The sequence below is a fragment of the Gilliamella sp. Occ3-1 genome, from assembly GCF_001690655.1.
GTDB lineage: Bacteria > Pseudomonadota > Gammaproteobacteria > Enterobacterales > Orbaceae > Gilliamella > Gilliamella apicola_P.
Window position 1 is genome coordinate 25,582 of record NZ_LZHQ01000027.1, and the last position, 23,971, is coordinate 49,552.

At 33.7% G+C, this 23,971-nt stretch carries 24 protein-coding genes and 4 tRNA genes; 9 read left to right on the top strand and 19 right to left on the bottom strand.

Annotated features, from left to right (window positions below):
• Positions 1-56: 56 nt before the first annotated feature.
• Positions 57-641 carry a TetR/AcrR family transcriptional regulator gene (locus A9G43_RS07550; protein WP_065607966.1) on the bottom strand — a complete coding sequence of 195 codons (585 nt, stop codon included), beginning with the start codon at positions 639-641 and terminating at the stop codon, positions 57-59.
• A 50-nt stretch (positions 642-691) separates the two neighbouring features.
• Positions 692-1,693 (bottom strand): type I glyceraldehyde-3-phosphate dehydrogenase, encoded by a 1,002-nt coding sequence (gene gap / locus A9G43_RS07555; RefSeq protein ID WP_065608191.1) that lies wholly within the window; start codon positions 1,691-1,693, stop codon positions 692-694.
• 301 nt (positions 1,694-1,994) lie between these two features.
• On the opposite strand from gap, the gene A9G43_RS07560 reads away from it, so the two are divergent.
• Positions 1,995-2,615 carry an MFS transporter gene (locus A9G43_RS07560; protein ID WP_065607968.1) on the top strand — a complete coding sequence of 207 codons (621 nt, stop codon included), beginning with the start codon at positions 1,995-1,997 and terminating at the stop codon, positions 2,613-2,615.
• Positions 2,563-3,114: an MFS transporter gene (locus A9G43_RS07565; RefSeq protein WP_081298073.1), complete on the top strand. Its 552-nt coding sequence runs from the start codon at positions 2,563-2,565 to the stop codon at positions 3,112-3,114. Before A9G43_RS07560 ends, A9G43_RS07565 begins: the two co-directional genes overlap by 53 nt.
• Before the next feature lie 298 nt (positions 3,115-3,412).
• Here A9G43_RS07565 and A9G43_RS07570 read toward each other — a convergent pair.
• The 4 genes from A9G43_RS07570 to A9G43_RS07585 all read right to left on the bottom strand — a co-directional run bounded on the left by A9G43_RS07570 (position 3,413) and on the right by A9G43_RS07585 (position 6,930).
• Positions 3,413-3,488 (bottom strand) — tRNA-Gly (locus tag A9G43_RS07570).
• Between the two features lie 72 nt (positions 3,489-3,560).
• Complete coding sequence (locus tag A9G43_RS07575; protein WP_065607972.1) at positions 3,561-3,818, bottom strand: DUF1145 domain-containing protein; 258 nt, start codon at positions 3,816-3,818, stop codon at positions 3,561-3,563.
• 3 nt (positions 3,819-3,821) lie between these two features.
• Entirely contained in the window at positions 3,822-4,382 is a 561-nt protein-coding gene (gene rsmD, locus A9G43_RS07580; protein ID WP_065607974.1) for a 16S rRNA (guanine(966)-N(2))-methyltransferase RsmD, read from the bottom strand.
• A 13-nt stretch (positions 4,383-4,395) separates the two neighbouring features.
• Complete coding sequence (locus A9G43_RS07585) at positions 4,396-6,930, bottom strand: PBP1A family penicillin-binding protein (RefSeq protein ID WP_218058638.1); 2,535 nt, start codon at positions 6,928-6,930, stop codon at positions 4,396-4,398.
• Positions 6,931-7,175: 245 nt separating this feature from the next.
• Between A9G43_RS07585 and A9G43_RS11395 the strand changes: the two genes are divergently transcribed.
• The gene (locus tag A9G43_RS11395) at positions 7,176-7,580 is read left to right on the top strand and encodes a protein YgfX (protein ID WP_081298074.1); all 405 of its coding nucleotides are present in this window, start codon (positions 7,176-7,178) and stop codon (positions 7,578-7,580) included.
• 47 nt (positions 7,581-7,627) lie between these two features.
• Here the strand turns inward: A9G43_RS11395 and tusA are convergent, their stop codons facing one another.
• The 6 genes from tusA to A9G43_RS07615 form a co-directional block, all read right to left on the bottom strand.
• Positions 7,628-7,864 carry a sulfurtransferase TusA gene (gene tusA, locus A9G43_RS07590; protein WP_065589573.1) on the bottom strand — a complete coding sequence of 79 codons (237 nt, stop codon included), beginning with the start codon at positions 7,862-7,864 and terminating at the stop codon, positions 7,628-7,630.
• A 20-nt stretch (positions 7,865-7,884) separates the two neighbouring features.
• Positions 7,885-8,691, bottom strand: coding sequence for a Cof-type HAD-IIB family hydrolase (locus A9G43_RS07595; protein WP_065607976.1), 807 nt, complete (start codon positions 8,689-8,691; stop codon positions 7,885-7,887).
• 119 nt (positions 8,692-8,810) lie between these two features.
• Positions 8,811-10,007 carry a secretin N-terminal domain-containing protein gene (locus A9G43_RS07600; RefSeq protein ID WP_081298087.1) on the bottom strand — a complete coding sequence of 399 codons (1,197 nt, stop codon included), beginning with the start codon at positions 10,005-10,007 and terminating at the stop codon, positions 8,811-8,813.
• Between the two features lie 133 nt (positions 10,008-10,140).
• Positions 10,141-10,512 (bottom strand): hypothetical protein, encoded by a 372-nt coding sequence (locus A9G43_RS07605; protein WP_065607979.1) that lies wholly within the window; start codon positions 10,510-10,512, stop codon positions 10,141-10,143.
• Positions 10,509-10,982 carry a hypothetical protein gene (locus tag A9G43_RS07610; protein ID WP_065607981.1) on the bottom strand — a complete coding sequence of 158 codons (474 nt, stop codon included), beginning with the start codon at positions 10,980-10,982 and terminating at the stop codon, positions 10,509-10,511. The genes A9G43_RS07605 and A9G43_RS07610 overlap by 4 nt, the downstream gene beginning before the upstream one ends.
• Complete coding sequence (locus A9G43_RS07615) at positions 10,972-11,922, bottom strand: PilN domain-containing protein (RefSeq protein ID WP_065607983.1); 951 nt, start codon at positions 11,920-11,922, stop codon at positions 10,972-10,974. The genes A9G43_RS07610 and A9G43_RS07615 overlap by 11 nt, the downstream gene beginning before the upstream one ends.
• Positions 11,923-12,125: 203 nt before the next feature.
• On the opposite strand from A9G43_RS07615, the gene A9G43_RS07620 reads away from it, so the two are divergent.
• From A9G43_RS07620 to A9G43_RS07630, 3 genes are all read left to right on the top strand, one after another.
• Positions 12,126-12,201 (top strand) — tRNA-Val (locus A9G43_RS07620).
• Between the two features lie 34 nt (positions 12,202-12,235).
• Positions 12,236-12,311, top strand: a tRNA-Val gene (locus A9G43_RS07625).
• Between the two features lie 9 nt (positions 12,312-12,320).
• Positions 12,321-12,396 (top strand) — tRNA-Lys (locus tag A9G43_RS07630).
• Between the two features lie 140 nt (positions 12,397-12,536).
• Here the strand turns inward: A9G43_RS07630 and A9G43_RS07635 are convergent.
• The 6 genes from A9G43_RS07635 to A9G43_RS07660 all read right to left on the bottom strand — a co-directional run bounded on the left by A9G43_RS07635 (position 12,537) and on the right by A9G43_RS07660 (position 20,173).
• Complete coding sequence (locus A9G43_RS07635; protein WP_065607985.1) at positions 12,537-14,492, bottom strand: glycoside hydrolase family 3 protein; 1,956 nt, start codon at positions 14,490-14,492, stop codon at positions 12,537-12,539.
• 517 nt (positions 14,493-15,009) lie between these two features.
• Positions 15,010-15,477: a LysE/ArgO family amino acid transporter gene (locus A9G43_RS07640; RefSeq protein WP_218058640.1), complete on the bottom strand. Its 468-nt coding sequence runs from the start codon at positions 15,475-15,477 to the stop codon at positions 15,010-15,012.
• Positions 15,478-15,595: 118 nt separating this feature from the next.
• Positions 15,596-16,945: an APC family permease gene (locus tag A9G43_RS07645; RefSeq protein ID WP_218058641.1), complete on the bottom strand. Its 1,350-nt coding sequence runs from the start codon at positions 16,943-16,945 to the stop codon at positions 15,596-15,598.
• Between the two features lie 112 nt (positions 16,946-17,057).
• The gene (locus A9G43_RS07650) at positions 17,058-17,477 is read right to left on the bottom strand and encodes an OsmC family protein (protein ID WP_065607987.1); all 420 of its coding nucleotides are present in this window, start codon (positions 17,475-17,477) and stop codon (positions 17,058-17,060) included.
• Between the two features lie 577 nt (positions 17,478-18,054).
• A complete protein-coding gene (mltB, locus tag A9G43_RS07655; RefSeq protein ID WP_065607989.1) occupies positions 18,055-19,128 on the bottom strand; it encodes a lytic murein transglycosylase B in 1,074 nt (357 codons plus the stop codon).
• A 55-nt stretch (positions 19,129-19,183) separates the two neighbouring features.
• Positions 19,184-20,173, bottom strand: a complete 990-nt coding sequence (locus A9G43_RS07660) for a 2-hydroxyacid dehydrogenase (protein ID WP_065608197.1) — start codon at positions 20,171-20,173, stop codon at positions 19,184-19,186.
• A gap of 274 nt (positions 20,174-20,447) precedes the next feature.
• On the opposite strand from A9G43_RS07660, the gene A9G43_RS07665 reads away from it, so the two are divergent.
• Both A9G43_RS07665 and A9G43_RS07670 read left to right on the top strand, forming a co-directional pair.
• Complete coding sequence (locus A9G43_RS07665; RefSeq protein WP_065607991.1) at positions 20,448-21,710, top strand: AmpG family muropeptide MFS transporter; 1,263 nt, start codon at positions 20,448-20,450, stop codon at positions 21,708-21,710.
• 8 nt (positions 21,711-21,718) lie between these two features.
• Positions 21,719-22,390, top strand: a complete 672-nt coding sequence (locus A9G43_RS07670) for an NAD(P)H-dependent oxidoreductase (protein WP_065607993.1) — start codon at positions 21,719-21,721, stop codon at positions 22,388-22,390.
• A 64-nt stretch (positions 22,391-22,454) separates the two neighbouring features.
• Here A9G43_RS07670 and A9G43_RS07675 read toward each other — a convergent pair whose 3' ends face one another.
• Positions 22,455-22,640 carry a hypothetical protein gene (locus A9G43_RS07675; protein WP_065607995.1) on the bottom strand — a complete coding sequence of 62 codons (186 nt, stop codon included), beginning with the start codon at positions 22,638-22,640 and terminating at the stop codon, positions 22,455-22,457.
• Between the two features lie 363 nt (positions 22,641-23,003).
• Here A9G43_RS07675 and trxB point away from each other — a divergent pair, with 363 nt between their 5' ends.
• On the top strand, positions 23,004-23,957 hold the full coding sequence (trxB, locus tag A9G43_RS07680) for a thioredoxin-disulfide reductase (protein WP_065607997.1): 954 nt from the start codon (positions 23,004-23,006) through the stop codon (positions 23,955-23,957).
• Positions 23,958-23,971: the final 14 nt, after the last annotated feature.

A 23,971-nucleotide genomic window follows, 5' to 3' on the forward strand; every position in this document is an offset into this window, starting at 1 on the left:
AATGACGGTATAATTATTTTATTGTTTGTAATCAACACAAATTAAACAAAAATAAATTATGATTTTGGCGTAAATATTTTCAATAGCGAATTGATTGTTAGATGAAAATAGGAATCATCTTGCAATCCTTTTGCTGAAATATAAGCGCCTTGCAAAGTGGATATGATCAGTGTTACTGCTTCTAACGGTGCAAGAATATTAGAAATACTTCCATCCGAAATTCCCATTCTTATAAGATTTTCTAACGTTTTTTTCATTGTCAAAAATCCGCGTGTAACTTCTGCCGCTAAATGAGGATTTGTCATAATAGACCGATCCCGTGCCATTTGACCAACTAAACAGCCTCGTTGTATATTACGAGGTTTTAATAGCAAATTTGACAGTTTATTATAAGCATTTGTATTAGTATTTAGTACTGAAGCATTGATACTTATTAACTGTTCTACATTATAAGTTATAGCATATAAGGCCAAATCTTCTTTACCGTTGAAATGGTGGTAAAGACTACCTTGTCCAACACCTGACCGCTTTAAAATATCTTTAGGGCTAGTATTTGCTAGACCTTTTTCTAATAAGAGATCAGCCATAGCAATAATGAGCTTTTCTCTGGAATTTTGTTTAGTTTTTTGTTCGTTATTCATATTGCTATAACTCAACACACCATCAATTGACGGTATGTTTAATTAACTAATTATTTAATTTGTAAAATGGTATCCACCAAACGATTTGAAAAACCCCATTCATTGTCGTACCAACTGACAACTTTGAGTAAAGTACCATCCATTACTTTAGTTAGCTTAGAATCAAAAATAGAGGAAGTTGGATTGCCAATAATATCAGAAGAAACAATTTCATCTTCTGTATAGGCAAGAATACCATCCATTTTTTTCAAGTTTACAGCTTTTTTGATAGTATCATTTACTAATTGTACTGTCACTTCTTTCTCTAGATTTAATGTAAGATCTATCATGGATCCAGTAATGACAGGAACACGCACCGAACCACCATCTAATTTGCCTTTTAATTCAGGAAAAACAAGTCCAATTGACTGCGCAGCACCAGTTGAAGTTGGAACAATATTTTGCGCTGCACTTCGTGCTCGCCTCATATCCCTATGCGGTGCGTCCTGAAGATTTTGATCCTGCGTATAAGCATGAATGGTTGTCATAAAGCCTGATTTAATTCCAAAATTCTCATGTAACACTTTAACTAAAGGAGCTAAACAATTTGTTGTACATGAAGCATTAGAAATAATGTGGTGTTCATCTTTGTTATATAAATGCTCATTCACCCCCTGAACAATAGTTAAATCGACATTTTTTGCTGGAGCAGAAATGAGCACTTTTTTAGCTCCAGCTTTAATATGAGACTGTGCTCTTGTGCCATCATTAAATACACCTGTTGATTCTAATACCACATCAACTTGATGTTTAGCCCATGGGAGAGACTCAGGATCACGTTCTTGATATACCGCAATTTCTTGACCGTCAATAATTAAACAACCTTTTTTTACATCAATACTTTTAGTAAAACGTCCAAATGTTGTGTCATATTTTAAAAGATGAGCGAGCTGATCAATTGAACCCAGATCATTGATCGCAACAATTTTTATGTCGTGTGAACAATCCTGCAATGCACGGACAAAACTACGCCCAATACGACCAAAACCATTAATTGCTACATTAGTCATTATTACCTCCAATTATATTAATAAAACATACTAATTGGTACGGTAACACAAAAAACACCCTATATACTAATTAAAATTAAAATAATTAATAAATGCAAATAATTCACTGAAATTTATTTAATTTTACTTATACAAATAAATAGAATACCATAAATCAAAACATACCAATTGGTATGCAATTAAGTAAGGAAAAATTAAATGGATAAAAAAAATAATTATCGTTGGTTTGTGCTTGGAATTGGTGTTCTGGCACAAGCAACATTTGCGATGGGTTTTGCTGGCATACCCATTACTGGAATTTTTAATGCGAGATACTTATCATTTTTCATTATACGAACTTGGTTTCGTTTTAGGAGCAATGGGATTAGGTGTTGCAGCTTCAGAGATAATTTGGGGGATCCTGACAGATAAATTAGGTGACAAAAAGGTTTTGATTTTTGGGTTATGGTCGTCAGCTATAATGTATGCCTTAATCGCTATATCACTCACGCCAGAAGCTTCACTTGGTGGTGTTAAATATTTACATTTGGGAGTAGCACTAGTTGTAACAGGAGCTTTCAGCGGTAGTATTAACTCATCATCAGGCAGAACTGTGATGTCATGGTTTGATGATAGTGAACGTGGATTTGCTATGAGTGTTCGTCAAACCGCAATCCCAGTTGGCGGTGCGATTGGAACTGGACTACTGCCTTGGTTATCCTATTCATATGGATTTGAACTGATGTTTATTGTATTAGCTACCACAGGCTTTAGCGTTGGTCTTGTAGTTGTATTGTTTATCAACACTAAACAGAGTGAATCAAAATATACACCAAAATCAACCCTCACTATCCCCTCCCCCACTAAAAACTGGGGCAGTTTGGAGGGTCGTTATGGCTGCGGGTTTTCTAACGGTACCTCAAATGGCAGTACTCACATTTGGTAGCATCTATATGCGTGATAACCTACATATAGATTTAACATCAATAGCTATTATTCTTATTGGTGTTCAGATTGGTGGTGGGCTGCTCAGGATCTGGTCAGGTTACTATACAGACAAAAAAAAGAATCGTATTGCCTTATTAAAATATTACGCCATACTTGGCGGAATGGCATCTTTATCTTTAATGCTTTGTTTAATGGTGAGTAATACATATATCGGCATTATATTTATTGTGTTAACGGGGTTATTTGGCCATGCGTGGCACGGTATTGCTTATACCGAGGTAGCAGTGAAAGCGGGCATTGAACGTGCGGGAACAGCCTTGGGTATGATTGGCACTACCGTATTTATCACTTCGTTTCTAACTCCTATTATCATTACTGATATCGCCCATAGCTACGGATGGCGAACGGTATGGGGCACTGTAACCATTCTGACATTTGCTTCGCTATTGTGTTTTATTTCATTGGCGAAAAAGGAAAAAGCGACGCTTTCAAATTGAAAACTAATTTAAAAGTATTTGTTCAGTTAAATATGATGATTGCCACTCACGCTTTAGCTATAAAAACAAAATTAGTTACTAATGTTTACGCTTTTAGCCTAATATCAGAATTACATTTAGTAGACTGACCAATAAATACTTAAGCATAATTTTAAGCTTAAAACATTTATATTATTTGCCATAAAATCGATCCTATATTACATTGATTTTATTTAATTTTTTACACTCAACTAATAACTTTCGTTAGTTAACACAGCATGGGATATAAATTTACTTTTATACTAAATAGATATTTTATTGGAGCGGGAAACGAGGTTCGAACTCGCGACCCCGACCTTGGCAAGGTCGTGCTCTACCAACTGAGCTATTCCCGCTTATTGAAGTGCTTTGTAAGAAGTGGTGAGCATTATACAAAAATTTTTGTATCTCGCAACCTCTTTTTATTATTATTTTTTGTCTTTCCAACTAAGTGATTCAAAAACACCAAATAAAAATAACCGTAACACTTTAAATTTGTCTTGTTGTTTTTCTTGTTTGGTCATGGTTGAGTTTAACATCCAAGCTTGTAAGCCATGAGTAACAGTAAAGGCGATTAGGCCAATATTGGCAACAACATTTGCCGGTTTTGGATATGGGTAGATTAAGTTAAATAATAAAAATAACCACATTAATGAATATAAGGTTTTACCAATAAAGATGAACATTAATTATTTTTCTCGTATAAATAGATAGCTGTGAACTTGCCCTGCAGTCTTTTCACGATGTAGGCGCCAGTTAGTTGGAATATAAGTTGTTAGATCATGCTGTATTTCTATTTCAATATAAATATAAGCTGACGGCTTTAGCCAGTTATTATTCTCAAGCTCGCTAACCGTTTTTTCGACTAATGATTGATGAAATGGCGGATCGATAAATACAATATCAAACTGTTTTACAGCAGGTCTGTTTAGCCACTGTAAAGTGTCGGTATGATAAATATCGAGTGCGTCGCTAGCAATAATCTGTTTATTTTTGATAAGTAGTTGCGCTACTTGTTTATCTTTTTCAAGCAAAGTAACTCTTTGGGCACCTCTTGATGCGGCTTCAAAGCCTAATGAGCCACTACCCGAAAAGCAGTCCAAACAATCACTATCATGTATAACTGGCATTAACCAGTTGTATAGGGTTTCTTTGATTCGATCGGTAGTTGGGCGTAATCCTTGTTTGTCTAGTACCGACAATTTACGCCCGCGCCATTTTCCGCCAATAATTCTTATTGAACCATTCATGTTAAATCCTTTATCAGAATAGTTCAGAAGTATTACCTTCTGAATCTGTTACTTCCGTGCCCACCTCTTGGATCGCATAAGTTGTCGGTTCGGTACCTTTTATAAAGTACTCTGACATTTTTTTAGAGCCTGATTGAGGTAATAAACCCGTTTTTTGATCGATAGTGACAGAAATTACATTTTGTGGTTTTACATCTTCTATTACTGGTACATCTTTTAGAGCTACTTTCATATAATCAACCCATATTGGATTTGCAGTTACTGCGCCTGCTTCTGCTCGAAAAGTTCGACCCAACTCACGGCGGTGATCATCAAATCCCATCCAAACAGTGGTCACAATATTACCACCAAATCCAGAAAACCAAACGTCCTTAGATGAGTTAGTTGTTCCCGTTTTACCACCTACATCTTTTCTACCCAATTCTTTTGCACGCCATGCAGTACCTTGCCAATCTGAACCACCAAATACGATAGAGCGAAGACCATCTTTCATAATAAACGCAATACCACTATTTACTGTGTGTGGTGCATATTTTGGCATTACATCAGTGTTAATATTATCAGTGTTAATATTAGGTAAGACTAAATTATCATCTGCTTTTAAGTTTTCTTTGTCTGGCTCTTCATTAATATTTGATTCACTTTTAACATTAGCAAGTGATGCTGGTGTTGATTCAGCAATGATCTCATCATCAGCACAATTGTGACAAGCAATCAAAGGTTGATGCTGATAAATTACACCATTACCATCATTTTCCTCAATTTTTTCAATTAAATATGGTGTTATTAAATAACCTCCGTTAGTGATAACCGAGTAAGCTCTTGCCACTTGCAATGGCGTAAATGAAGCCGAGCCTAAAGCCAACGATTCATTATGAGAAATGTTTTCTTTAGGAAATCCAAAACGCTCTAAATAAGTTGCGGCATAATCTATACCAACTGCACGCAATGCTCTTACCATCATTACATTTTTAGACATTCCTAGCCCAATTCTTAAACGTAGAGGCCCTGCATAGGTAGGTGGTGAGTTTTTTGGACGCCATATTGCACTACCTGCAGAACGGACAATAGGTGCGTCATTAAGAAGTGTCGCCATTGTTAAACCTTGCTCTAATGTTGAGGTATAAATAAATGGTTTAATATTCGAGCCTAATTGTCGAATTGCTTGCGTTGCTCGATTAAATTTACTCAAATTAAAATCATAACCACCAACAATTGCTTTGATCGCACCATTGTCTGAATCAAGTGATACTAGTGCAGCATTAACAGCTGGGATTTGTGATAATTCCCAATTATCACCAGTTTTTTTGACCCAAATTAACTGTCCTACCTTTATGGTGTCAGAGACTTTTCTTGGGTAAGCGCCTTGTCTTGTATCGCTAATAAATGGGCGAGCCCATTTCATATTTTCATATGCTATAGTAATATTACTTTTATCAGATAATACCGCTGTTGCTTCTTTATCTGAAGATGTCATCACTACAGCTGGACATATGCCAGCATAGCATATGTATTTATTAAGGGTCTGATGGATCTGTTCAAAATCCCATGGAGTTTCGTTCGGTTGCCATAATACTTTTTCAGCACCACGATACCCGTGCCTGATATCATAATCAATAATATGCTTTTGCACCGTTTCTGTTGCGGCTATTTGATCAGTTTTTGATATAGTCGTATAGACCTTATAGCCATCTGTGTAAGCATTTTCGCCAAATTTGTCATACATGAATTGACGTGCCATTTCGGCAACATAAGGCGCCGAAAACTCAATTTGTGGTGAATGGTAGTTAGCACCTAGCGGTTTTCTAATCGCTGCGTAATATTCTGCTTGAGTAATATAGGATTGATCTAGCATTCGTCCTAGTACCCAATTGCGCCTTGTTAATGCGCGTTCTGGATGTGAAATTGGGTTGTAAGCTGATGGCGCATTTGGTAAACCGGCTAATAAAGCCGCTTCATCAACAGTTAACTGATCAGGTGTTTTACCAAAAAAAGTATAAGATGCTGCTGCAACACCATATGCTCTAGAACCAAAGTTAATCATGTTAAGGTATAGTGCCATGATTTCTTCTTTTGATAACTCTTTTTCCATACGGATAGCTAAAATCATTTCTTTGACTTTACGCGTTATGCTTTTTTCAGGTGTTAAGAAAAAGTTCTTAGCGACTTGTTGCGTAATTGTACTTCCACCTTGAGAAAATCCTTTCTGCTTTAAACCAACATACATCGCTCGAACAATACCAATTGGATCGATACCAAAATGCTCATGGAAACGGGCATCTTCGGTTGCAATAACAGCATTAATAACTATTGGGGGAATTTTATCATATCTCAAAGGAGTCCTGCGCCGTTCTCCAAAAATGGCAATTATTTCTCCATCCTTACTTAATACTTGCATTGGTGTTTGCAATTTAACATTTTTTAATGTTGCAACATCGGGAAGATCCTTCGAATAATGAGCATAACCTGCAATGCCAATAATCAAGCCGCAAAGAAATAAGCCAATGAATAATTTTAGAAGAAAATTTAACACTCTAATTAATATCACAAATCTTTCCTTTCTAAATTTTAAGGCAAAAATAATGGCACGAGAATTCTCTCTGCGCTAAATTTAGTAAAACTGCTTTCAGGTCAAGATCATCACATTGACATTAAAAGAAATGCTAATGGCCGATGTCTTGTTTATTAAAACACGCTAAAATTATGAGCATTATCTCCCATCTTTATCTTTATTTTAAGTGATTTTTTACCAAATAATGAAATAATTCTAATTTAACCAGTAAAGACGGAATTATGTGGAGCATAAAACTTAGCATATCAAAGATACAATTACTGATCTCAACTCTTTTTTACTCAGTGTTAATCGCACTTTGTTTAGTTATGTTTGCTAACACATCCTTAAATTGTTATACCTTTGTTATTATTCTATTATTAATAATAGAATACTGGCACTGCCTATGTTATTTCAAAACTATTAAAGGCGAATTTGCGTTATTTCACTGTATCAATCAAATATACTGGCACAAACAACGTTGGTACTTAATACATAAACCGTTGATATTTCGTTATATCATTATTTTGAATTTAAAATCCCGACATAATGGCAAACGCTGTACGCTGTTATTAATGGTTGATAATCTTCAACCTAACTATTGGCGTACATTACGTTTTTACTTAAAGCAAATCGAATTAACTTGACACAAACACCTACTTTCCTGAAACTTTTTGTCATAAAAATCGTTACATTAATGAGATTTTTTGATCCAATACTGATAAGGTTGAGATTCTATTTGCAATGACAGTAATTGATGATCCATATGGCGGCAAAAGCTAGGTACATCACGAGTAGTTGCAAAATCATCAGCGATCACATAAAGAACTTGTCCTATAGATAGTTCTCGGATCGCTTTTCTAATCAACATAATAGGTTCAGGACAACGCAATCCAAGCGTATTGAGTTCTTTGTCAATAGTTATATTCATCTTTAAATGATATTTGATAATTATAAAAAAATATTACTTAGATAATGGGTCACAGCATCTTGAGCATTTGATCCAATAACCTCTAATTCGGGCAATAATGCTTTTAATTCCGAGCTTCCATTTTGCATTATACAGCCTTTACCCGCGACTTTTAACATTTCGTAGTCATTCATACCATCACCAAAAGCAATGCTATTTTTTAAGCTATAACCTAATTTTTCTACCACTTTTTTTAGTGCGCTGCCCTTAGACACATTTTCTGCCATTACTTCAAGGCAATTTAAAGTTGAAAAAGCAACGCTAAGCCTGCCACCAAATTTTGCATCAAGTCGATTTTTTAATTGAACCAAATGTGGGTAAAGTGCATTATCTGTAGTAGTAAAATAAATTTTAGCAACATCGCTGGTATCAAAATTAAGTGGATTAAATAATTGATAAGTAAAATTTGTCTCTCGATAAAATTCTAATGAATATGAATCTTCTTTATTAATTAGCCAATGATCACCTCGATATAAATGAGTATAAACTAAAGGATCATTCATGCTCATTTTTGCTACCTCACTGACAAGCGATGGTTCAATACTTTGACTAAAAATTAGATTGCCTTCGCTATCATGCACCCTAGCACCATTTGCTGTTATCATGAATGCATCAATTTCCATATTTTCTCGCATTTGAGCGACATCAATGTGGTGTCTACCAGTAGCAAAAACAAAATGAATACCTTTTTTACGTAGCGCTTGAAGAACTTGTTTGGTATAAGGCGATAAGCTATGTTCAGGAGTTAATAAAGTGCCGTCTAAATCAGAAGCAACAACATGCATAATATTCTCTACTTTTATAATAATCGTAATAATAATGACTTAAATAAGATACTTTAAAATACAAATCACTTATCAAAGCAAACGCTAAAATAAGTTAAAGTATGATACAACTCTGTTGACATTTACTCAACCAATTGAGGTGTAATAAAAATAACTAGCTCTCGTTTTTGTTGTTTATTACTGTTATGTCTAAATAAATTTCCAATAATTGACATGTCACCTACACTAGGTACCTTTTCTTTACTTTTAGTATTAAATTGTTGAAATATTCCCCCTAATACTACTGTTTCGCCATTTTTTATTTGAACTTGTGTTTTGATCTCTTGCGTATCAATAGCTAGCGCTTCACCACCATCACTACGCTTTATTGAGCGACCAGCTGTATTTTGCGTAATATATAAATCTAAAATTATCCGATTATCTGATAGTATTTTAGGAGTAACTTCTAACCCCAAAACCGCAGACTTAAATTCAATAGATGTAGAACCATTATTACCACTAGAAACCTCGTAAGGGATTTCAGTGCCTTGTTTTATCGATGCCATATTTTGATTAGCTGTTAACAAATTAGGACTGGCTATAATTTCAAGTTGATTTTCTGATTCAAGTGCTGACAATTCTAAATTAAGTAAATGACCAGATATTTTAGTTAAATTAAAACCTACAGTTGTAGTGGGGTAACTAGCGCCAAGCCCCACATCAAACTTATCTAATAGTTGCGATGATTTTCCTGAATATCCCCATTTTATACCCAGCTCTGACATACTCTCTTCATTCATGGTAACAATATGCGCTGAAATATGAACTTGAGGCATTGGTTTATCCATCGTTTTAACTAATTTTTGGATATTAGCAAATTGTTTAGCTAAATCGGTAATAATAAGTGAATTTGTCCGCTTATCGATCGCAACCTTACCCCGTTCTGATAATAATCCTTGTTGTTGAATTGTTTCAATTAAGGTGGTTGGGTCTGCATGATTAACTGCTATAGGCAAAGAACTAAGTGGCTGGTTTAATTCTTTCTCTTTTTGTTCGGATTGTTGTTTTTTTAATGAAAATTCTGGTTCTATCGCTTTAGAAACGAACAAAATATTATCATCAACTTCGGCTTGTAAATTTGCCGAATCCAATATGATCTTTAGCGCTTTGTGCCAATCAACATCGTTGAGTTTAATAGTTTGCTTAATTGGTATATCTTCGGACATGACTAAATTCATCTGCTGACTATCGGCTAAAGCTTGTAAGATAATTGCAATGTCGGTTTGGTAAAATGTCATTGAGATATTTTTTTGCGAATCGACATTTACTGATTTCTTCATATTAGCATGAGTTGCATTTATAACCATTGTTAAAAATATAAAAATTATTATAGTTAACAAACTTATTTTTGCTTTAGTCAATCTGCAAATACATTGATCTAACCATTGATACGTTTGATTTTTACTATTGTTATTATTCATTTAGCGACATTGTCCATGATACAGTACTATGGCAATAATCAGGTAAATCGGCTTGCCACGTTATTTTATTGTTTAATAAAGATTGCAAACGCCAAGGAAACAAAACGTTAGGCACCACATCATCGGTTATAGCTAACCATTGATTTTCAGATATTAACCAAATTTGCTGATAATTCTGATCAATTTGATTCATGCTTCCCCTAAAATGCCAAACTTGAATTTGTTCAAGCAGTAACGCCGTTTGCTCACTACAAGAAACAGAGTTATTTTGTTGAAAAGGATCTCGTTCTAAAGACATATCAGCCTTTAGTTCAAAACAGATAGCAATTAATAAGTTAATAAATTGATAGAGATAACGTTTCACTTTATGCCTTTTTTAAATAATAGCGTAAACATGATCTGTAACTGCTGTTCTTGCTTGCTGATTTTTAGATTCTGAAAATCAAGATAATAAAAATCATCCGTTAATGATGAAATTAAAGCCATAAAATCAAAAAATTGCCCTTCTAATTCAATATCCCAATTAACCGTATTGTCAGTTTGATAATGTTTAAAGGAACTTAATGCTAAATGATTTTGTTCGATAACCTGTGCTAGTTCTTTTTCAGATATCAAACTATATAAACTATTTTTACTTGACTGATAACGCCTTACTTTTGCCTGTAACGATTCAATTTCAGTAATCTTTTGCTGATATAGCTTGGCCTTTAGCGCAGCTTGTTGCTGGTTTTCTTTAATGAAAAGTTGATAAACAATAACAAAAAATATCAAACAGCATAAAATACACAAGGCATATTGTTGCCAAACTGGGCGATAGAAAAAATCACGGTTCATTAAGTTCCATTTCCATTTCAAAAAATAAATTATTTTTATTGGTCGATACTGTCTTTATTTGACTTTTAGCGATACTTTTTAGCATTAACAAATTTTGATTAAAATGAGTAAGTTCGACATAACTAAAGCTTTGCCCTTCTATCACTAATTTTTTAGGTTCATAATAGAAAGAATCAAGCCAAATTACTGAAGGTAACTGCGCTGAAAGCAATAATAGGGATTGCTGAATTTGTTTTTGGCTTAATGACGGATTAGGCAAATAATTAGCTAATTCTTCAGTTAATTTTTGTACTATCTTTTGCTGGTGTAGTAATTTTTCATCATAAGTTTGTAAATCATTTTGAGCTTGTATCCACAAATAACAGAGCAAACAACTTATTATGCCCATAAATCCAATAACCACTCCTATCAATTGTCGTTGATGTTTTGCATGTTTTTCTTGCCGCCAAGGTAAAAAATTAACTTTATTATTTTCAAATCGACAACCTACAAAGGTTAATTGTCGTTGATGCTTTTTAAAAAGATTGACCCAATTTTCAATATAATGACGTTCAACTATCATCACTGTAATTTGTTTTTTATGTTCAGTTGAATAAACAAAATCAAAAAACACACTTTTAGTCGGTACTTGGAATAATTTATAGATGTTAGCTTCAACATATAAAATCAATTCATTTAAATTTAGCTTTACATCAGGTAAGGTTAATTGTTGTATTTGAATTAAATTAATATCCAAATTAAGTTCAAATATTGTACGCACAGAATTTTTTTTTCGTAACTCATCAATAAAAACATCTATATCAGTTTCATTTTGATAATTAAATACAATAAAACCTTTGCTAGTGGCTGTTGTAGCATTTTTCTTGACTGAATTTTCAATCCTATAGCGTAAAATAGTAGGTTCTATATAAATAATGACGCTACTTTTATTAAAAATCATGATGGATTATCTTCTAGTTTCTGGTAACAGAATCGCTTAATCATAACCATCTTTTCCTAAATAAAAACCGACAAAAGCGATTTTTGCGAACCATCACCCAAAAAACGTCTAAAATTAAATCGAACGAAGCGAATTTTAGAGAATTTTAAAAAAAAAGGTTGACTGAAATAAGACGTGCCTTATAATGCACATCCACACGGTAAGGGTGATTAGCTCAGTTGGGAGAGCACCTCCCTTACAAGGAGGGGGTCACTGGTTCGAACCCGGTATCACCCACCAATCTTTACCGTGACGTTTCAGTAATGAAACCTTGGGGTGATTAGCTCAGTTGGGAGAGCACCTCCCTTACAAGGAGGGGGTCACTGGTTCGAACCCGGTATCACCCACCATCTTTAGATGGGTCGTTAGCTCAGTCGGTAGAGCAGCGGACTTTTAATCCGTTGGTCGAGCGTTCGAATCGCTCACGACCCACCATTTTATTGAATAGTTCCTAAATAAATCCAATCAATCTAATTAAGAAATACCAACATGTCGTTTCGAATGAGTGAGAAACATAACATGTCAAATAACCAAGCTTACGACCATCTATTTTCTTTTAGCTATACTTATTATAATTAATCAATTAAACCATAACCAAACTGATATAGTGTTTTCATATCGTTTGGTAAATCTGAGTATTGTTGTTTCACACTATCCATAGAATCAGGTAATGAAAATGGCATTTTAGCTACATAAGGTTTATTATCAAATAATCTATCAAATAGTACCACATCATTTACCCCAAAATTGGCAATTATTGCGCTAGAATATTGTTTTAAAGGAGTAAGAATTGCTGGTCTATCTAAATAAATAGTAACAATGACAGGATGCGTTTTACTTGCATACTCAATAAATTCAATATTTTTATCGTTAGGCTGGAATGCTAATGAGCCCTCATGATGCTCTAAACCAAAAAAGTAACCTTTATGATTTTGTTCGTAAGGTGCGTTTATTCTAACTACTATGACATCAGCTTGTTCTAACTTATCTACTATATTAACTTTATTTTTTAAAAGATTTCTAGTATCGGGTAAAAAACCATGTAAATAGATTTTATTATTGAAATTTAACGGTAGGATTTTTTGTTTATTTTCAAGTAATACAAGTGAATTATATTGAGCTTGATTAGCAACTTTTTGAAAATGCCTGTTACCAACAAAACTTGTTTTGCTCGGATCAACATAAGAGTTTTCAAATTGACCTAAAGAAAATTTTTGAATCAAAATAGCTAAAACTGCTTTATCTATATATTCTTCATCAATTTTTTTATTATTAACAGCAGTTACAATAATTGAACTATCACTAACTCCACCAAATTGTTGAATGCCGGCTTGAATAGCTTTAATAAAACGCTGCTCTTTGGTTAAATTTTCCACACCCCACGGCATCCCTTCTACTTTAGGTTTAACTCCTTGAGGAGTACCATTAATACAAACTTCATTACAATCATTTGTAATATTCCAATCACTCATAATAACACCTTTAAATTTATAGGTATCGCGTAACAAGTCTTTTAATAAAAAAGAATTAAATCCGCCGCCAACAGCATCAAGTTTATGATTATTTAATTCGGCATTTTTTAATATAGAATAAGTTGGCATAACACCAGCAACGTTTGCTTCAAAGGCGCCAGTAAATGGGATGATATGCTCCTTTAAACTATCTTTTTGTGTAAAAAGTGCATATTTACCATAAGCACTATGACTGTCAAAACCATTTTCGGCAGCGCCATACCCCACCCAATGTTTAACAACAGCGGCTACACTTCGTGAATTTAAACCATCTACACCTTGTATTCCTGATATATAACCTCTAACCATCTTTTTACTTAGTTCAGGATTTTCACCAAACGTACCTTCAAAACGAGCCCAACGAGGTTCGGTAGCTAAATCCGCCATTGGCGATAATGCTTGCGTTACTCCTAATGCTCTATATTCTTGCCGAATAATATCACCATATTTATTGATATCTTTTTCACGACCAATAGCCGCCATTCCTAATGTACCAGGCCATTGGCTAAAACCACTTTTTATACCTAATTCATTCCCATAATAAAACGTATTTCTAGGATCAACACTTATAGTCAATGGGATGGCTAAACGAGAGGATTCAGCTATTTTTTGTAACTGATTATTTTGCTCTGCTAAATCTTTAGGGTTAACCTCTAATCGGGTAATAAAGCTGTTAACCTTATCATTCAAAATTAATACGGTAAGTTTTTCGAAATCGTACTTATCACCACGCCCGATTTCATTATTTAAACTTGGCGCATTACCATGCATCATTACCCCTGCTTTTTCTTCTAATGACATTCTTGAAAGAAGATCCTGCGCACGTTGTTGTGGTGATAAACGCCAATCCTCATATGGCGTTAGTTTTCCATCTTTATCCATATCCTTAAACTCAAGATTATCCACAATGATTTTTTTTAATTGATAACTCTCAAGTTTGACTTGATCAATCGCAAATAATGGACTTGTTGTTAGAATAGCACTAATTAATAGCGCTGGTTTTGAAATATTTCTTTTCATCTTATTTCCTTAAGTGACGTATTACACACATTTATTATTAATATTAAATTTTTAAAATAGCTGATTTGAATAAACAATAACAAATGATCTGATAATCTATACTATGATGAATTATGTTGCTTATTTTTACCTGTATAACTAACTGAATATACAGTAATAGTCTAAATTCATACTATGTAAATTATCACTAATAAGTTAAAGAAGATATCCTATAATTTAACAATTGAATGTAATTGTGATAATCGTCACATTCTTAATTTGTAGAAATTAATCGCATTATTTGTTGTAATTAGAGAAAATACTGTAATAAATATATAAAAACAAAACTAACAACTTATCACGGGCAAACGATATAATTAGTTTTTATAAATCAAATCGATTAATAATTTACAAGCGATATACATCATTACAGCACCAATTATCCTGTCCAATATTACCCACATTCTTTTCTTTCTAAATAGCGGTATGAGTAATTTTGCACCATAACCAAGACTAAAAAAACCAGATGAATGAAACACTAACTGCACCAATCAAAAAATGCAAATTTTTGTTCATTAGTTAATGTGCCAGCAATTCCACCCACAATAACAACAGTATCCAAATAGACATGAGGATTAAGTAGTGTAACAGCCAAAGTTGCCAGTACAACTTTTAATAAGTTGTTATTGTTTAGTAAGTTAGATTCTATTTGCATGCTACTTGTGCCTTTAATTGCATTTTTAAACGCACAAAAACCATACCAAACTAAAAAAATCGCCCCAGAGATTGCTAAAATATTAGTAATTAAAGAATTGCTACGAATAAAAGTACCTACCCCAAAAATCACAATTGACATTAAGGCAAAATCACAAACAAAACAAATTGCCGACACATAAAAGATATGATTTTTTAATAATTCTTGCTTGAGTACAAATAAATTTTGAGCACCAATAGCAATAATTAGACTAGCTGAAATAAAAGCACCACGTAATATTTCTAATAGCATTTAGTTATAACACCAGAATAAAGATGGGATAATTTATTATATAATCTAAATGCTATAAGTTTATAACAAACGTATTGAATTTGTTATTTGTTATTTGTTATTTGTTATTTGTTATTTGTTATTTGTTATTTTTCTCTAACCACAATAGCTTGGTTTTATTTTTGTTTAAATAGAGAATGATCATTCCAATAACTAACCAAATAATACCGACCATTTTTGCGTCATTATCAATATGTAATAATACAGGTAATAGCACTAAAATACCTATAATAGGCATAAAGACATCTAAAAACCACGAAAACCATCCTTTTGAGCCTTTTTTAAACTTAAAATAGCCAATTACAGATAAATGTAACATGATAAATGCAGTTAATGCTCCAATATCAACAAATGAGACTAAAGTTGGCAACCCTTTAGCATTATTAGCAGCAATAACAACTAAACATAAATTAAATAGCGCTGCAAATATAATAGCCATTGTAGGTACACCACTTTTTTTTCCCACTTTTGCAAAAAATGAAGGTAAACGTTTGTCACGCCCCATACTGAATAAAAGACGACTTGCTGCGGCTTGTCCAACCATTGCTGCAAATGATGCACCAATAGCTTTCATTAAACCTAGCGCCCATCCTAACCATAAATTAATTTCTTGATTAACAATATGATAGTAAACTTTACCTTGTAGTTCTGGATGACTACGCAAATATTCAGGGTTATAAGGGTTTAGTAAGCTACCGACATAAATTTGTAGCACAAATAAACAACCAGCTAAAATTAAACAACATATAATCGCTTTACTAACTAAATTATGAGGTCCGCCATTTTCTTCTGAAAAAGTAGCAATAGCGTCAAATCCCAAATAAGATAGTACAGCAATAGACACAGCATTAAATAAATTACTCCAACTGAATAAATCACCACCAATAAAAGGTAGTAACCAATCTCTGTTACTACCATTAGTGGCTATTATCCAAATACCAACAGATAACACAGCAAGTAATATAATAATTTCAAATATCAAGATGATTAACGTAATTTTAGTCGATTTTCTAACACCAACTAAATTCAGCGTAGTAGTTAACATAACAGCTAAACATGTCCATACCCATATTGGTACTTCGGGAATCAATGCATTGAACGATATACCGCTAAATAAGTACGCAACCGCAGGGATAAACATATAATCAAGTAACAGCAACCAGCCTACTAAAAATCCAGCACTAGGATGAATGCCAATAGAACAATAAGCATAAACAGCTCCCGCATGCGGTAAAGCGTTTGCCATTCTGGCGTAAGAAAGCGCGGTAAATGCCATTACAAAAGTTGCTATGATATAAACCAAAGCAACTGCACCATCACTTATCGCATCTAAAACACCAAATAATCCTACAGGTGCTGCTGGACCAATAAAAAGCAATCCCAGAATGACTAAATCCCGGAATCGCATATTTTTATTTAACTGTTGCATAATCATTCTCTAGCGCAATTATCAGTAATTGATGAAATATTAAATGATTAATTCACAACGTGCTAAGATCAGCTTGTTATTAGATTATAATTATTTGTTATAAAAAAATACTTTAGTGATATTCTTTAACCTCATAGGTATAAGACATTTTTGCTGTTTTACCAAGCATGATAGAGGCACTGCAATATTCTTCTGATGCAAGTTTTACGGCTGTTTCGACTGTTTCGTTATCGATATTAATACCCGTAATGACAATATGAAAATTAATTGACGTATACACTTTAGGAGAGGATCCTGCTTGAGTTTTATCAATATCTATCCAAAGATCACGAACATCTTTTTTTTTATTTTTTAAAATCGCAATAATATCATAAGCCATACAACCAGCTGCACCATGCAATAAAAGCTCCATAGGGCGAGATCCACGATTACGACCGCCATGTTCAATACCGCCATCCATCACTAGCGAATGCCCACTTGCTGTCTCACCTAAAAAACCAAATTCATCAATCCACTTTAAACGATCTTTCATAATTATCTCCTTTAAATTTATCTTTAAACTTCTTACTAGTTACAAATTTATTAAATAACATAATCGTTTTTAACCAGTCTGTCATTATTTTGATTATTACTTTATTGATCAAATATGACAATGTTAGTGAACTTTTTACTAAGAGAATCATTAAGATCTTTTAAATTATTCAGGTAAAATCACTGTATTATTTGCAACAAATAATATTAGTAATGTGTAATTAAAATCTATGTTCTAATCTTAATCTTTGCTTAATAAATAATTATATAGATTGGGTTACCCTACTCTAAGGATTGAATATGATTTTTAAGTTTATTATCTTCCTTTTGATAGGATCCTTGGCTGGATTATTAGCTAGTATTTTGGTGGTGATGTATTAGTTATTATGCTAGCAAGCATCTCGATGGCTAAAGTAGGTGTACAACTTGCACAAAAATTATCGATTAAAAAATTAATTAAATTTTTTGGTATATTTTATTATTGCTTGCAACGAAATTAATCATTTCTTAAACATCATTAACAAATAAAAAGGCCGCAAAAGCGACCTTATCAGTTTTGATGCAATACCATTAAATGACTATCTTGCTTCTTTAACTGCAAGTCCTAATTGCCAAACAGCCATTGCATAATGGGTGCTATGGTTATAACGAGTAATAGTATAAAAGTTCGGTAATCCATACCAGTATTGATAACGATCGCCCATATCAAGACGCAATAAACTAACTTTTGTATGCCCATCTAATGAACTTTGGGGTTTTAATCCAGCTTTTGCCAATGTTTTAATTGAGTACTTAGTACTAAACCCAGTATCAAGTGATAGTGCTTGACCATCGGCCATCACAGCCACTTTTTTACCTCGTTGCCAACCATGTGACTTAAAATAGTTTGCCACACTACCAATGGCATCAACGGGATCCCATAGATCAATATATCCATCATGATTAAAATCAACAGCGTGGCTTCTAAATGCTGATGGCATAAATTGACCATATCCCATAGCACCAGCAAATGATCCACTCAAATCAAAGGGATCAACGCCTTCATCTCGGCACATAACTAAAAAATCTTCTAATTCGTTAGAAAAATATTGCGCACGTCTTGGATAGTAAAAGGCAAGAGTTGACAAGGCATCAATGATTTTAGTTTTTCCCATCACTCTACCCCAACCTGTTTCAACGCCAATAATGCCAACAATAATTTCAGGTGGCACTCCATATTCATTATAAGCACGCTGTAATTCTTTTTGGTATTGGTTCCAAAATTCAACACCACGAGGAAGGTTACTTGGTGTAATAAATTTATTTTTATATCGAATCCAAGCACCATTTGGTGCCGTTGGCGAGGTTGTTTTTGGTGCTTGTTTATCCATTAAATTAATTACCCAATCAAGCTTATTGGCTTGAGCAAGCACATTACGGAGTTGTTGACGATTAAAACCATGCTTACTGACCATTCTATCAATAAATTTTTCTTTATCTAAGTCTAATGAAGCACTAGCGATTTTAGATTGATTATGATCTTTTTCCAGATAAACACCGCCTTTAACATTTGCATGTCCACGGTGTTCTTTCATGGGAGATGTTGAAGATCTATTACTACTACAAGCTGCTAGCAATAAAATTGTAATAATAAAGATGGCAATACGCTGCATAAAAAACCCATATATTAAATAATTAAAAATCGAAAACATCATAAGATATTAGTTGTTATTTAACAATGTTTGGGCATGGTTTCCCATCCACAACTTGTTTGATATTATTTAAAGTCGTATCAGAAATATTTAATAATGCTTCTTGTGTTAAAAAGGCTTGATGCCCCGTGAAAATAACATTATGACAGGAAGATAAGCGACGGAACACATCATCTAAAATAACATCATTAGATTTGTCTTCAAAAAAGAGATCACGTTCGTTTTCATAAACATCCATGCCTAAAGCACCAATTTTTGTTTTCTTTAATGCATCAATAGCTGCGGTTGCATCAAGTAATGCGCCACGACTAGTATTGATAATCATCACACCGTCTTTCATTTTTTGGAAAGAATCTTTATTCAATAAATGATAATTTTCAGGTGTCATAGGGCAATGTAACGTAATCACATCAGATTTTGCATATAACTCATCTAACTCAACGTATTGCGCTCCTAATTCAACTGCAACATCATTAGGATAAGGATCATAGGCAAGAATATGCATACCAAAACCTTTCAAAATGCGAATAACTGCTTGACCAATTTTGCCCGTACCAATAACACCAGCAGTACGATTGTGCATATTAAAGCCAGTTAATCCATCTAACGAAAAATTAGCATCACGAGTACGCTGATAGGCTTTATGCGTTCTTCTATTTAACGTCATCATTAAAGCTACTGCATGCTCTGCAACCGCTTCAGGCGAATAAGCTGGCACACGCACTACTGTAATACCTAACTTTTCAGCCTCAGCTAAATCAACATTATCAAATCCAGCGCAACGAAGTGCTAAAATCTTAATACCATAACTTGCCAATTTTTTTAGTACTTTTTTATCTGCTTCATCATTAACAAATGCACAAACCACATCATAACCTTGGGCTGTAACCACTGTTTTACAGCTAAGTTTATGTTCATAATATTCGATATCAAAGCCATATTTTTTATTAGCGATCTCTAAATGTTCTTTATCATAATGCTTGCTACTAAAGACAGCCACTCTGATTGAACTTTTCATATTACTACACCCCCTCTTAATGGTAGTTTGTTAATTTATTATTGACATTAATTTTATACTGAAACACATAGTTACCGGAAACTTTTTAACAAAGAACAGCTAAAATAATGAATCTCTAGCTTTAAAAAAGCTATTGCACATAACTTTCTTATATTGAAAACATAACTTTGGATAAAACGATCAATCTTGGCTTGCAGAATTATTTTTTATATGTTGTGTGCTATGATAACACTTTGCCAAAAACTAACAATAAAGTTAAATAATGAATGATTCGCAAAATTCACTTTTAAAAACCATTTTTACTACCAAGATGCTGATCTGCATTTTTACGGGTTTTGCTTCTGGGCTTCCTTTTTATTTATTATTACAACTATTACCGGCTTGGTTGGAAAGTGAAAGTATAAATATCAAAACGATAGGTATTTTTTCATTAACACAAATTCCCTATATTTTAAAATTTATCTGGTCACCATTTATGGATGGCTTTTCATTGTTTAATTTAGGCAGGCGACGAGGTTGGATGCTTGGTTCTCAAATAGTACTTATCTTTTCAATTGCAATATTGGGATTTTTTTCGCCATCGTTAGACATCTGGTTAATCGCAACTATCTCCTTTATTATTGCTCTGTTTTCAGCAACGCAGGATGTTGCTCTCGATGCTTTTAGACGAGAACTATTACTTGATAAAGAATTAGGCCTTGGAAACAGTATTCATACTAACGCCTATCGGATTGCTGGATTAGTACCAGGTTCATTATCACTTATATTATCAAACTCTCTACCATGGAATAGTGTTTTCATCATTACCGCACTATTTATGCTACCTGCTATCATAATGACACTACTAGTAAAAGAGCCGATTAGTCAAACATGCAAAAAACATGATTTCGAAGATGTTATCATTAAACCATTTAGTGAATTTATTACTCGAAATGGACCTAAAACAGCAATATTGATTTTAACATTTATCTTTTTATATAAATTGGGCGATAGTATGGCTACATCCTTAGCCACACCTTTCTACTTACAAATGGGCTATAGTCGCCCTGATATTGGTTGGATTGCCAAAAATGCTTCTTTGTGGCCAAGTGTATTTGGTGCATTAATTGGTGGCATTTTGATGATAAAAATAGGCATAAACCGAGCATTATGGTCTTTTGGTGTTGTCCAAGTTATATCAATTTTAGGATTTATTTGGCTTTCTATAGAAGGACCTTTTAATACAATAGGAATATTTCAAAAAACGTTATTAGCCATAGTGATAGGGATTGAATCGCTTGGTGTCGGTCTTGGTTCGGCTGCTTTTGTAGCGTTTATTGCTAAAACAACTAATCCACTTTATACCGCTACACAATTTGCTTTATTTACCAGCATTGCTTCAGTGCCAAGAACTCTAATTAATGCATCTACCGGTTTTATGGTTGAACACTTAGGATGGACAAACTTTTTTTGGTTATGTTTTATTCTTGCTTTTCCCGGTATGTTATTATTGTTAAAAGTTGCCCCGTGGAATAACCAATCTTAGGAGAAAATATGGACAAACTAACCCAAGCATTCGACTTTAGACATGCATGTAAAAAATTTGATAATACCAAAAAAATTAATGATGATGATATTAAATATATTTTAGAAGCGGGTCGTCAATCTCCTTCATCATTTGGCATGGAGCCATGGCATTTTGTGGTTGTTGATAGTCACAAGATAAAAGTTGAATTACGTAATGTTTGCTATAACCAAGAACAAGTTACCAGCTGTTCACATTTTGTAATTGTACTTTACCGCAAAGCCAATAATTTTACGTTACAGAGTGATTATTTGCGACGTTCAATTGCACGCACTTTACCTGATCCAGATAATCAAACTACTATTGACATCGCCTGCCAAGCATTTATCAATTTTTGTGAACAAGGACTCGCTGACGGTTTAACAATTAATCACTGGTCAGAAATGCAAGATTATATTGCTTGCGCCAATATGATGACTGCAGCGGCATTTCGTGGTATTGATTCATGTGCTATTGGTGGATTCGATCATGATAAAGTCATAAAGATTCTAGAAAAATATATTCCACAATTTGGTGGCGACTCATTCGGGATAGGACTTTGCTTAACTTTTGGTTATCGAATTAATGAACCAACAGCGCATATCCGTTGGCCACTTTCAGACTTAACAACGTATCTATCTGATAACAGCGAAACGAATTAAACAATGAACACCTTCAAGCAAGCAACGGCGAATGAAGGTGTAGATAAATAGAAAAAGATTAATATTATTCTATTGTTTGATAAAGCGCTTCGGCTTCAGATGAAGCTGAATCCATAATAAAGGAAATTCCAGATAAAATATTACCTATCTGAGGATCAGTAATATTTTGTTGTACTGAGTTTAAAATCTCTTGAGCCCAATTAATTTTTGTAAGTACAGCTTCGACACTTTTTTTTGAAGGATTACTCATCTTCTCTCCTACTGTTAGGATGTTAACTAAACCAATAATCAAAAATATCTTATTAAATAATAAAAAATTTCAGATAAAGGATATCAGAATAAGAAAATCGCATATTCTAAACAGTAAAAACAAAAACAAAAATTAATGTAGTTTAAATAAAGAATAAATGTATTTAAAATAATTGAAAATAAAAAGATAAACTTTTAGTTTAATGAAAATTAACGCAATACAAAAAAGCCTATTATGATTACCTATTGCTACAATAAACAATTCTTTTACATTATAACGATTGATAATGTTAGACTTATTGGCAATAAATTGCGTTAATTTTGCCTAAAATTGTCAAAGTTTTAAAATAAGTAAGGATTTAAAATGAAAACCAAACATGCTCGTTTATTAATACTTGGCTCTGGTCCTGCCGGTTACACTGCTGCTGTTTATGCTGCACGAGCTAACCTTTCCCCCGTGTTAATTACTGGAATGCAAGAAGGTGGGCAACTAACAACCACAACCGATCTTGAAAACTGGCCAGCCGGTGCTCCTGATTTAACAGGACCAGAATTAATGGTTAAGATGAAAGAACATGCAGAAAGATTTAATACTGAAATTATTTTAGATCAAATTGATCGTGTTGAGTTTAGCACAAAGCCATTTAAGCTTTATGGTAGCGAAACGCAATACAGTTGTGATGCGCTTATTATTGCAACTGGCGCATCAGCGCAATACCTTGGTTTACCGTCAGAAGAAGCATTCAAAAGTAAAGGTGTGTCGGCTTGTGCTACCTGTGATGGATTTTTCTATCGCAACCAAAAAGTTGCCGTAGTGGGTGGTGGCAATACTGCGGTTGAAGAAACGCTTTATTTAGCCAATATCGCGAGTGAAGTACATTTAATTCACCGTCGAGATATCTTTAGAGCAGAAAAAATCTTAATGGATCGCTTAGATCAAAAAATTAAAGAAGGTAAAGTTATCCTACATACTCATCGTGTAGTTGATGAAGTTTTAGGGGATAACATGGGAGTAACTGGAGTTAGAATCCGTAGCTCACAACATCCTAATATTACCGAAGAGTTATCGGTTTTAGGCGTGTTTATCGCTATTGGTCACAAACCAAACACCGCTATATTTGAAGGTCAACTTGAACTAAATGGCGGTTATATCAAAGTACAATCAGGCACGCAAGGCAACGCTACTCAAACCAGTGTCGAAGGGATTTTTGCTGCTGGTGATGTAATGGATCATGTCTATCGGCAAGCAATCACTTCAGCAGGTACAGGCTGTATGGCTGCTTTAGATGCAGAACATTATTTGGATAATTTAAAATAAGCAGTAAAGATCTT

What these genes read in the sequence shown, in the direction of transcription:
- A9G43_RS07645 (WP_218058641.1), bottom strand. Translation starts at nt 16,945, where the DNA reads ATGCAACAGTTAAATAAAAATATGCGATTCCGGGATTTAGTCATTCTG.
- rsmD (WP_065607974.1), bottom strand. Translation starts at nt 4,382, where the DNA reads ATGAATGGTTCAATAAGAATTATTGGCGGAAAATGGCGCGGGCGTAAA.
- A9G43_RS07610 (WP_065607981.1), bottom strand. Translation starts at nt 10,982, where the DNA reads ATGAACCGTGATTTTTTCTATCGCCCAGTTTGGCAACAATATGCCTTG.
- A9G43_RS11395 (WP_081298074.1), top strand. Translation starts at nt 7,176, where the DNA reads ATGTGGAGCATAAAACTTAGCATATCAAAGATACAATTACTGATCTCA.
- A9G43_RS07650 (WP_065607987.1), bottom strand. Translation starts at nt 17,477, where the DNA reads ATGAAAGATCGTTTAAAGTGGATTGATGAATTTGGTTTTTTAGGTGAG.
- trxB (WP_065607997.1), top strand. Translation starts at nt 23,004, where the DNA reads ATGAAAACCAAACATGCTCGTTTATTAATACTTGGCTCTGGTCCTGCC.
- A9G43_RS07665 (WP_065607991.1), top strand. Translation starts at nt 20,448, where the DNA reads ATGAATGATTCGCAAAATTCACTTTTAAAAACCATTTTTACTACCAAG.
- tusA (WP_065589573.1), bottom strand. Translation starts at nt 7,864, where the DNA reads ATGAATATAACTATTGACAAAGAACTCAATACGCTTGGATTGCGTTGT.
- A9G43_RS07675 (WP_065607995.1), bottom strand. Translation starts at nt 22,640, where the DNA reads ATGAGTAATCCTTCAAAAAAAAGTGTCGAAGCTGTACTTACAAAAATT.
- mltB (WP_065607989.1), bottom strand. Translation starts at nt 19,128, where the DNA reads ATGCAGCGTATTGCCATCTTTATTATTACAATTTTATTGCTAGCAGCT.
- A9G43_RS07575 (WP_065607972.1), bottom strand. Translation starts at nt 3,818, where the DNA reads ATGTTCATCTTTATTGGTAAAACCTTATATTCATTAATGTGGTTATTT.
- A9G43_RS07640 (WP_218058640.1), bottom strand. Translation starts at nt 15,477, where the DNA reads ATGCTATTAGAAATATTACGTGGTGCTTTTATTTCAGCTAGTCTAATT.
- A9G43_RS07550 (WP_065607966.1), bottom strand. Translation starts at nt 641, where the DNA reads ATGAATAACGAACAAAAAACTAAACAAAATTCCAGAGAAAAGCTCATT.
- A9G43_RS07670 (WP_065607993.1), top strand. Translation starts at nt 21,719, where the DNA reads ATGGACAAACTAACCCAAGCATTCGACTTTAGACATGCATGTAAAAAA.
- A9G43_RS07565 (WP_081298073.1), top strand. Translation starts at nt 2,563, where the DNA reads ATGGCTGCGGGTTTTCTAACGGTACCTCAAATGGCAGTACTCACATTT.
- A9G43_RS07615 (WP_065607983.1), bottom strand. Translation starts at nt 11,922, where the DNA reads ATGATTTTTAATAAAAGTAGCGTCATTATTTATATAGAACCTACTATT.
- A9G43_RS07635 (WP_065607985.1), bottom strand. Translation starts at nt 14,492, where the DNA reads ATGAAAAGAAATATTTCAAAACCAGCGCTATTAATTAGTGCTATTCTA.
- A9G43_RS07600 (WP_081298087.1), bottom strand. Translation starts at nt 10,007, where the DNA reads ATGAAGAAATCAGTAAATGTCGATTCGCAAAAAAATATCTCAATGACA.
- A9G43_RS07560 (WP_065607968.1), top strand. Translation starts at nt 1,995, where the DNA reads ATGCGAGATACTTATCATTTTTCATTATACGAACTTGGTTTCGTTTTA.